10 protein-coding genes are annotated in these 8,013 nt (G+C 42.3%); 5 read left to right on the top strand and 5 right to left on the bottom strand.

Annotated features, from left to right (window positions below; genetic code table 11):
• Positions 1 to 647 (top strand): abortive infection family protein (locus tag ACT3RN_RS13320; RefSeq protein ID WP_444518708.1); only part of this gene is annotated, 647 nt, incomplete at its 5' end.
• Between the two features lie 24 nt (positions 648 to 671).
• Here ACT3RN_RS13320 and ACT3RN_RS13315 read toward each other — a convergent pair.
• The 4 genes from ACT3RN_RS13315 to msrA form a co-directional block, all read right to left on the bottom strand.
• Complete coding sequence (locus ACT3RN_RS13315) at positions 672 to 1,250, bottom strand: DUF1499 domain-containing protein (protein ID WP_225739235.1); 579 nt, start codon at positions 1,248 to 1,250, stop codon at positions 672 to 674.
• Between the two features lie 87 nt (positions 1,251 to 1,337).
• Positions 1,338 to 1,490, bottom strand: coding sequence for a hypothetical protein (locus ACT3RN_RS13310; protein ID WP_442073677.1), 153 nt, complete (start codon positions 1,488 to 1,490; stop codon positions 1,338 to 1,340).
• Between the two features lie 40 nt (positions 1,491 to 1,530).
• A complete protein-coding gene (gene tmpT / locus ACT3RN_RS13305; RefSeq protein ID WP_192519997.1) occupies positions 1,531 to 2,190 on the bottom strand; it encodes a thiopurine S-methyltransferase in 660 nt (219 codons plus the stop codon).
• A gap of 112 nt (positions 2,191 to 2,302) precedes the next feature.
• Complete coding sequence (gene msrA / locus ACT3RN_RS13300; protein ID WP_192519998.1) at positions 2,303 to 2,824, bottom strand: peptide-methionine (S)-S-oxide reductase MsrA; 522 nt, start codon at positions 2,822 to 2,824, stop codon at positions 2,303 to 2,305.
• Between the two features lie 351 nt (positions 2,825 to 3,175).
• On the opposite strand from msrA, the gene cmoA reads away from it, so the two are divergent.
• The 4 genes from cmoA to ACT3RN_RS13280 all read left to right on the top strand — a co-directional run bounded on the left by cmoA (position 3,176) and on the right by ACT3RN_RS13280 (position 7,524).
• Positions 3,176 to 3,961 (top strand): carboxy-S-adenosyl-L-methionine synthase CmoA, encoded by a 786-nt coding sequence (gene cmoA / locus ACT3RN_RS13295; protein ID WP_192519999.1) that lies wholly within the window; start codon positions 3,176 to 3,178, stop codon positions 3,959 to 3,961.
• A gap of 50 nt (positions 3,962 to 4,011) precedes the next feature.
• The gene (gene cmoB / locus ACT3RN_RS13290) at positions 4,012 to 5,082 is read left to right on the top strand and encodes a tRNA 5-methoxyuridine(34)/uridine 5-oxyacetic acid(34) synthase CmoB (protein ID WP_192520000.1); all 1,071 of its coding nucleotides are present in this window, start codon (positions 4,012 to 4,014) and stop codon (positions 5,080 to 5,082) included.
• 65 nt (positions 5,083 to 5,147) lie between these two features.
• The gene (locus ACT3RN_RS13285) at positions 5,148 to 6,314 is read left to right on the top strand and encodes a DUF1176 domain-containing protein (protein ID WP_318779543.1); all 1,167 of its coding nucleotides are present in this window, start codon (positions 5,148 to 5,150) and stop codon (positions 6,312 to 6,314) included.
• 58 nt (positions 6,315 to 6,372) lie between these two features.
• Positions 6,373 to 7,524 carry a DUF1176 domain-containing protein gene (locus ACT3RN_RS13280; RefSeq protein ID WP_192520002.1) on the top strand — a complete coding sequence of 384 codons (1,152 nt, stop codon included), beginning with the start codon at positions 6,373 to 6,375 and terminating at the stop codon, positions 7,522 to 7,524.
• On the opposite strand, the gene ACT3RN_RS13275 is transcribed toward ACT3RN_RS13280, so the two are convergent.
• A complete protein-coding gene (locus tag ACT3RN_RS13275; RefSeq protein WP_192520003.1) occupies positions 7,525 to 7,743 on the bottom strand; it encodes a DUF2788 domain-containing protein in 219 nt (72 codons plus the stop codon).
• Between the last annotated feature and the right edge of the window lie 270 nt (positions 7,744 to 8,013).

Genomic DNA, 8,013 nt, shown 5'->3' with positions numbered 1-8,013 from the left:
AATTATTGGAAAAATATATAGAGCTACCAGAAGAAGATGAAGTTCTATCTTACGATAATTTCGCTAGGCAACGCTTAGAGATAAATCGTGATTTTAAAGAAAAGCTGCTTAAGCTTTTAGCTAGATATAACTTAAGCTATGTTCAAGGCGGATCTATCTCTACAGGAGGTACAGTGTCTAGTCAGAGTTTGAAAGACTTAATCTTAGAGAAAGATGTCTCAGCTATCAATTTAGAATTCGAAAGAGCTTTGAAAAACGTAGATAGCGATCCACTAGAAGCAATATCTGCTGCTTGTAATATACTAGAATCTATTTGTAAAGTTTATATTGAGGATGAGCAATTATCTTTGCCAAATAAGCAGACTCTAAGGTTCCTGTGGAAAGCAGTTAGTAAAGACTTAAATTTTGATCCTAGTAAATTACAAGATGACGATTTGAAAAAAGTACTGTCAGGTATGCATTCAATTGTTGATGGAATATCTGCACTTAGAACACACGGAAGTTCAGCGCATGGACAAGGAAGACAAATGTATAAACCAGAACCGCGACATGCTAGGCTAGCTGTAAATTCTGCTCATAGCTTGGCTTTATTTGTCTTAGAAACTTGGAATAGTCAAAAATTGAAAGCAAATAATGTAAATACTTAATTAGCTAATAATAGATTAACCCAACTACTTTCCCAAAACTCCATCCAACTCGTCTATCAAGCTATGAATACGCGCTGCATTTTTACCCATATCGCTCTTACCGATACGTGATTTACTACGGATATCGACCAATCGTTCGCCACCATTATCGGTTACACGAAGTACCACATCATCTTTGAAACCAAACCAAGTGGTGGTATCTGTGGCTTCAATGATGCCTTTGTCAGCATCAGTATTGACAAGCTCCCAACCTAAGTTTTCAATGGCTTGTTTGGATGCTTCAACCAATTCAGGCTGTGATTGAGAGTAGGTCAACGTTTGCAAGTCAGGATAGGCAGTGCGCTGTTGTTCAGCAGTTTCTACGCCAGCATATTCAACTGGATTTGGTGCATCTGCACGTAATGGCGCAATCGCGATAAACTCAGGTGGATTCACCAGATCGGTTGAAATGTCATGAATTGGCGGTACGCTTTTGGCGCTATTCATCATACCGAGTGGTAGAGCGATAGCAATTGCAAAAAATATAACAGCTATTGCTGCACTAGCAAGGCTGACTGTTTTACGTTTAAATACAACTTGAATCGCCAATATAGTTGAGTTCAAATAATTTCGATACAAGGAAACCGAGTGCAAGCTATACATTAGTATGGTCAGCGAGGGTGACGATGTAGCGGATTTATATGGATTTGACTATAGTGCGAGTGCCGCAATACCAACGACCAGACCAAATTTAAAGCTTGTAAAGGCAGTGCCTAACTCTACAATACCGAATTTATAAAGTGGTGCTGGTAGTGCAACCAGCAAAAACGCGATTAAGCTTATCATGCTGACTAAAATTTTCATCAGGACGCTCATTTATGCTTTGGTAGTCGCGAAGTATATTCTATTTATCGTTTAACAACCATACATGCTCTGTCGCGGTTAAGTCAGAGGCGGAGCCTATAGAAGCCGATTCGCTAGTGAGTTCGGTAATTTGATAGTGATCGCCATAATATTGCTGTAATTGCTCGCCATTGATAGAAAAAGGAGGTCCATTTTTTTTACTTTGGTCATAATTAAGCGTGATTAATAATTGTGAAGCTTTGCCGCTAATTTTACGTATCTGCTCGCTATACTGTACGCGCATATCAGCTGGTAGGGCAATCAATGCGGCTTTATCATAGACAGCATTAACACTACCAATATCCTCCGCTGTCAGGCCAAAAATATCAGCGACCCATAAAGTGATGGTTTGCCCCGACAACTGGCCTTGATAGTATTTGATTGTTGGATTGTCTGCATGCTGATGGACAGTAGGTTGTATATTTTGCTCGGCAAAGAATGCTTGTACGGCTGTTTCTATCAATTCAATACCAATAACGTCATAGCCTTGTCCAGCTAGCCAAACCATATCGATCGATTTGCCACATAAAGGTACTAAAATCCGACTGCCAACAGGTGGTTTTAAAGCTAAAAAGTATTTCATTAGCAATGAATTGAAGTGAGTTTGATTGAAGCCAATACGACCTTCTTGCCAGCGAGTTTGCCAAAATTCAGAATTCATATAATATTCTCTGTAGTGTCAATATATCAGCACTATCATACCGCTAAATGCAATAAAAAAGCCAAGCGTACAAACCCTTGGCTTTTAAAGTAGATAGGACGACTTTCAGTGTTTAACTCACCATATATTGGCTAAACTCTTTACGCAGTTTGGCGAGCTTTGGTGGTATTGCAAAGTTACAGTAAGCCTGTCCTGGGTTTCTGTTAAAGAAGTCTTGATGTACTTCTTCTGCTTGATAAAACTCAACGGCAGGATGTACTTCTGTGACGACATTAACACCCATATCGCGTAGTTTATTGATAGTGCGGTCAACGGTCGGTTTTTGACTGTCTTCGGTATAAAACACCACACTGCGATATTGGCTACCAACGTCATTGCCTTGGCGATCCATCGTGGTGGGATCATGGGTGGCAAAGAAGGCATCGAGTATTACCTCTAATGGGACGATAGACTCATCAAACTCGACTTTGATGACTTCGACATGACCAGTCGACCCACTACAGACAGCGTCATAGTTGGCAGAAACAGCATCGCCGCCCATATAGCCTGATACGACAGATTGCACGCCTTTTACCGATAAAAATACCGACTCGGTGCACCAAAAGCAGCCACCGCCTAATACGATCGTTTGCATAATTTTTCCTATTATTATAAATATGAGTTAAGTGCTGTATTTGGTTGTGATGTTTTCATTTTTCAATACTTCTTTTAAACGCCTCACTACCTTTAGCACTACTTAATCAGCTTAGCAGGCGAGCCAAACGCGATAAGTAACAAACAGTAATGTTATAATGGGTTTTTGCTATAGAACATTCACTATAAACAAGTGACAGCGTTAACCTCGCTTGAAGTATTGCCGATACATCTGCACTCGGTTGCCTTGTACCTTTGTTAAATTGAATGACCTATACGTTGCTTTGTTATCGCTTAATAATGACGAGCAAAATCGCCAAATATTTCCTAATTTAAGTTCTATTATCTAAAAATGAGTCGCACCATGAGCCAATCCAAGCCTACTATCAAACATGACACCCTATTTACCACACCGCTGGATAAAGCGGCGCGCTTTTCATTTGATGAGCAGGTGGTGGCTTGTTTCCCCGATATGATACGTCGTAGCGTGCCCGGTTATGGTCAAGTGCTCGCGATGCTCCCTATCTTTGCCCGTCGTCATTGTAAGTATCGTCAGCAGAGCGATAGCGGTCAGCGCGTTAGCCGTATCTATGATTTGGGTTGCTCACTGGGTGCTGCGAGCATGACATTGGCAGGCGAGTTTGAGCCACAAGATTTGCAGATTAAAGCGATTGATATCTCACCAGCGATGACGACAGAGGCGACCACGTTACTTAGTGAGAATTATCCTGAACATGATATCGAAGTGATCACGGCAGACATTCGCGATGTGGAGCTCAAACCCTGCGACATGGTGATTTTAAACTTAACGCTACAGTTTTTACCAGCGGCTGATAGAGTGGCGGTATTAGAGAAGATTTATGCGGCACTGAGCGAAGGCGGCATATTAGTGCTAACTGAAAAAACTCACGCATTTGATGAGCAGTACGATGCGTGGTTGGTGGAGCGTTATTACGACTTTAAACGCGCCAACGGCTATACGGAGATGGAAATCAGCGGTAAGCGTAATGCACTAGAGAACGTCCTTATCACTGATACCTTAGACGAGCATCATGCAAGGTTGAGCGATGTTGGTTTTAAGCGTCATCTGACGTGGTTTCAGTTTTTGAACTTTGTGTCTGTGGTGGCTTTTAAATAATCCTTACTTTTTACACAGTTATTTCTCAACCAATACGGTAACCTGCTTTTATGCTCAACGACACTATCATCAACGCCGAACGCGAACTATATTTAACCTTGCTAGAGCTGGCGCAGCAGCAGCCAATCGCTTATGAGTGGCTGAAGCAATTACCAACATGGCTAAATGCTATCAAAGACAAAGCCAACTACGCGCATGCGCCTGCCTATCAAGCATCAGTTGCTCGTTTACCTACATTAACCGTCAATAATGTCGATCTAAACAGCGACATATTGACGATTGAGGCAAATCTAAGTGAGTCTGAGCGTAAACAAACAATGGCACTGCTCAAGCAGTTAATGCCATGGCGCAAAGGGCCTTTTCAAATTGGTGGTCAGATCGGTAGTCAAATTGGCGATGATGAGTCAGGTATTAAGATAGATACCGAGTGGCACAGTGATTGGAAGTGGCAGCGAGTTGCGCCGCATTTGAGTGGGTTAGAAGGCCGTCGTGTGTTAGATGTGGGCGGTGGCTCTGGTTATCACGGCTGGCGTATGGCAGGAGCAGGGGCGGATACGGTCATTATCGTTGATCCTTCTTGCTTGTTTTATCATCAGTTTATGGCGATTCGTCATTTCGTTGGTACAGCAGATGCTTATACTTATTCTAATGGTACAGGTCGTTACCGTACGCATTACATTCCAGTACCGCTAGAAGCCTTGCCAGTGCATAGCCAGTTGTTTGATACTGTGTTTAGCATGGGCGTACTTTATCATCGTCAGTCACCGTTTGAGCATCTACAGCAGCTCCGAGGTCAGTTGGTCAAAGGTGGTGAGTTGGTACTAGAAACCTTGGTGATTGAAGGTGATGCCAATACCGTACTGGTGCCACATGACCGTTATGCACAGATGAATAACGTGTATTTCTTGCCATCAGTCGCAGCATTAACTGGCTGGCTAGAAAAAGTTGGATTCTCAGACGTACGCTGCGTCGATGTAGCAGTGACTTCGACGGATGAGCAGCGCAAAACAGAATGGATGACCTATCACTCGCTAGCAGATTTCTTGGATCCTAATGACTCGACTAAAACTATGGAAGGCTATCCCGCCCCGATGCGTGCGACACTGATTGCCAAAAGATAGTTTTTCAGGGAAGTAGAGACATCATTAATCAATATAACTAGCCACTAAAACAAGGAAGCATGACTGTGAAAAAAATAATGGCTTTGATGACGATCAGTTTATTGTCGCTACCCGCTGTGGCGTCAGACGCTTATGGCGATCCATTTGAAGGCTGGGGGTTTGTTAAAGATGATTGGCAAATGGTTTGTGATAACACCTTGACTTGCCGTGCTGCGGGTTATAGCGAGGAAGGTGCTGGTAGCGGTCCAGTCTCGATATTAATGGTTGCAGAGCCAAAAAAAGCGTTGCCAAAAGTATATGTAGACTTTATCCATTCAGATGATGAGTTTTACCAGTCATCATCTGATGATAGCTTAGATGTTAGTATTGGCAATGAATCTAGCCATACCGAGTTATGGCTAAATGACAAAAATTACGGCGTTATCAATAGTAGAAGTGATGATGATTCTAGGTATATGTTAGATGAAAATCAAACTAAGCAATTGCTTCGTCACGCTCGCCTGAATACAACAATAGAGGTAAGAGTAGGTAGTCATCGCTGGACTGTCAGTGACAAAGGTATGGGAGCCGTGTTGCTCAAACTTGATGATGTGCAAGGCAGAGTAGGCACGCCAATAGCATTGGTGAGTAAAAACCATGCTAGCAAGCAAACGCCAAAATCTGCTAAACCCATACCTGTGATCAACAAAGCATTTGCTTATTCAGATGAAGACAATAAACAGCTGAGTGCTGCAAGGCTGTCATATTTTGAAAATAATATTGATAAATGGGTAAATATTAATGACCCTCTTTTAGTAGGTTCGGAAGAGAAAATGGGAGACTGTGAACTGGTCAACCCGAAAACTGAGGCATATCAACGGATGGCTGAATATGGTTCTAGTATGCTTGGTTGGGATTTTATACCAGTAGATGATGATCATACTTTGGCGAGTCATGGTTGTTGGATGGGTGCTTATAATGCAGCTGGCGGATATTGGCTAATAGACCATGAAAACCCTCGTAACCCTCCGCTAATTACCACTGCAGGCAATGGTTATCATGATGGTGAGATTTGGGCTGTGCATAAAGACCGAGGTTTAGGTGACTGTTGGAATAAACAAGTATGGGTTTGGAATGGTGAAACCTTTGCCAAATCAGAAGATTCTAGCTCAGGAATGTGTCGCGGTTTTGCTGGTGGTGCTTGGGATTTACCAAGCTATGTCAGTGAAGTCATAGAAGCTGATAAGCACTAACTATATCAACCAACTTCTGTATTACCAGACAAGACAATGATTCAAAAGTGAGCTTATTATGAAAAATACCCTGCTTATTAGTCAAGACAAGCTTACGAAGACAATGTTTAGCGCTGCTACCATATTTTTAGCAATGACCGCCGTCCATGCTAGTGACGTTTATGACGATCCTTTTGAAGGTGAAGGCTTTGTAAAAGACAATTGGCAAGTGGTTTGTGACAATACTTTGACCTGTCGCGCAGCAGGTTATAGCGAAGATGGCACTGCTAGCGGAGGGGCTACGATATTACTCACTGTAACTCCCAAAGAAAGCGCTGTAAAAGCTAAACTCAAGTTACAGAATGTAGATGATGTAGAGACCTCACCTGCGAACGCTTGGCTGGCAAGCCACGGTTCGCGTGTATCACTTTATCTGAATGATAAAAAATATGGAATGGTAGAGCTGGATTCAGCATCCTTATCTGGAGATTTAAGCACGGGTCAAACTCAGCAATTACTGGCTCGGGCTAAACAAAATACTAAGATAGAATTTCGATCTGGGCCATATCGCTGGCATGTCAGCGACAGCGGTCTATCAGCAGTGTTACTCAAGTTAGATGAAAGTCAAGGCCGTGTGGGTACACCGCTAGCATTAGTCAGTAAAAATAATCAGCCGTCCATGACGCCTAAGTCTGCAATACCAATCCCAAAAATAGTTGCTGCTCCCGTTTACTCCACAGAAGATTCAAATCCTAATATTGATTTGACCAAAATGGATTACTGGCGAGCAAATATTGAAAATTGGATTATTACTGAATCTAACGATGAATTAAAGGAAGAGTGCTATGCCCTAAATTCAGATGAGAAATGGTCTAGAGATGGTGACTGGACGTTGACGGCATTAAACGCTAAATATACCCTTGCCAGTCATGTTTGTTGGCGCGGTGCATACAATGAAGGCATAGGATTCTGGGTCATTGACGACGCAATCCCCAGCAAACCTAGCTTAGTAACTTACTCGGGTGGTAGTTATGATGAAGGTCAGATAATCAGTGGACACAGAGGTCGAGGGTTAGGAGATTGCATTTATCTCAAAGAATGGACTTGGAATGGGAGTAGCTTTGTTAACTCAAAGGCTATCGGCACTGGACTATGCCGAATGATTCAGTTGGGCGGTGCATGGGACATGCCAAGCTATGTCAGTGAAGTCATAGAAGCTGACAAGCCCTAACTATATCAACCATTTTTTGAAAGCGACTTCCATGACGAGCTTAATGATAAAGCCTACACAGCCTGCGCCAAGCGCGACGAAAATCCAAAATGTACCAGCGCGTCCAGCTTGAGACTCTTTCGAGATATCCCACATAATAAAAAACAAGAAAGCGATGAATATGGGCAACAAGACATACAGTCCCCAACTGGTGATAGTACTGGAAGCAATAGCAAACATGGCATAGTCCTATAAAGAAATAGTAACGTGTCTTTTGTAGTCAAAGAACTTTAAAGTGGATACAAGGTTGCCGACTACAGACTGTACTAGTAGTACATCTAAGGAGGCTAACGCTGTATAGGTTTAGTAGTTTATCGACTATATATCTGAGAAGAGTAGTACAAACCAATATTATAGCGCGAAAGCGTTTGTGTATAAACTGTTGCTCAGTACGATACAACAGTAAGGCTACAATTGAGGTGGGTATTCTATTTATTCTACAGTGCTTTA

Source organism: Psychrobacter sp. AOP5-GZ1-6 (assembly GCF_052376345.1).
Taxonomy (GTDB): domain Bacteria; phylum Pseudomonadota; class Gammaproteobacteria; order Pseudomonadales; family Moraxellaceae; genus Psychrobacter.
This window is presented reverse-complemented; position numbering and strand designations above follow the sequence as displayed.

Bases quoted from the DNA above. Each gene is read 5' to 3' on its own strand.
- ACT3RN_RS13310 (WP_442073677.1), bottom strand. From the start codon at position 1,490: ATGAAAATTTTAGTCAGCATGATAAGCTTAATCGCGTTTTTGCTGGTT.
- tmpT (WP_192519997.1), bottom strand. From the start codon at position 2,190: ATGAATTCTGAATTTTGGCAAACTCGCTGGCAAGAAGGTCGTATTGGC.
- msrA (WP_192519998.1), bottom strand. From the start codon at position 2,824: ATGCAAACGATCGTATTAGGCGGTGGCTGCTTTTGGTGCACCGAGTCG.
- cmoA (WP_192519999.1), top strand. From the start codon at position 3,176: ATGAGTCGCACCATGAGCCAATCCAAGCCTACTATCAAACATGACACC.
- cmoB (WP_192520000.1), top strand. From the start codon at position 4,012: ATGCTCAACGACACTATCATCAACGCCGAACGCGAACTATATTTAACC.
- ACT3RN_RS13280 (WP_192520002.1), top strand. From the start codon at position 6,373: ATGAAAAATACCCTGCTTATTAGTCAAGACAAGCTTACGAAGACAATG.
- ACT3RN_RS13275 (WP_192520003.1), bottom strand. From the start codon at position 7,743: ATGTTTGCTATTGCTTCCAGTACTATCACCAGTTGGGGACTGTATGTC.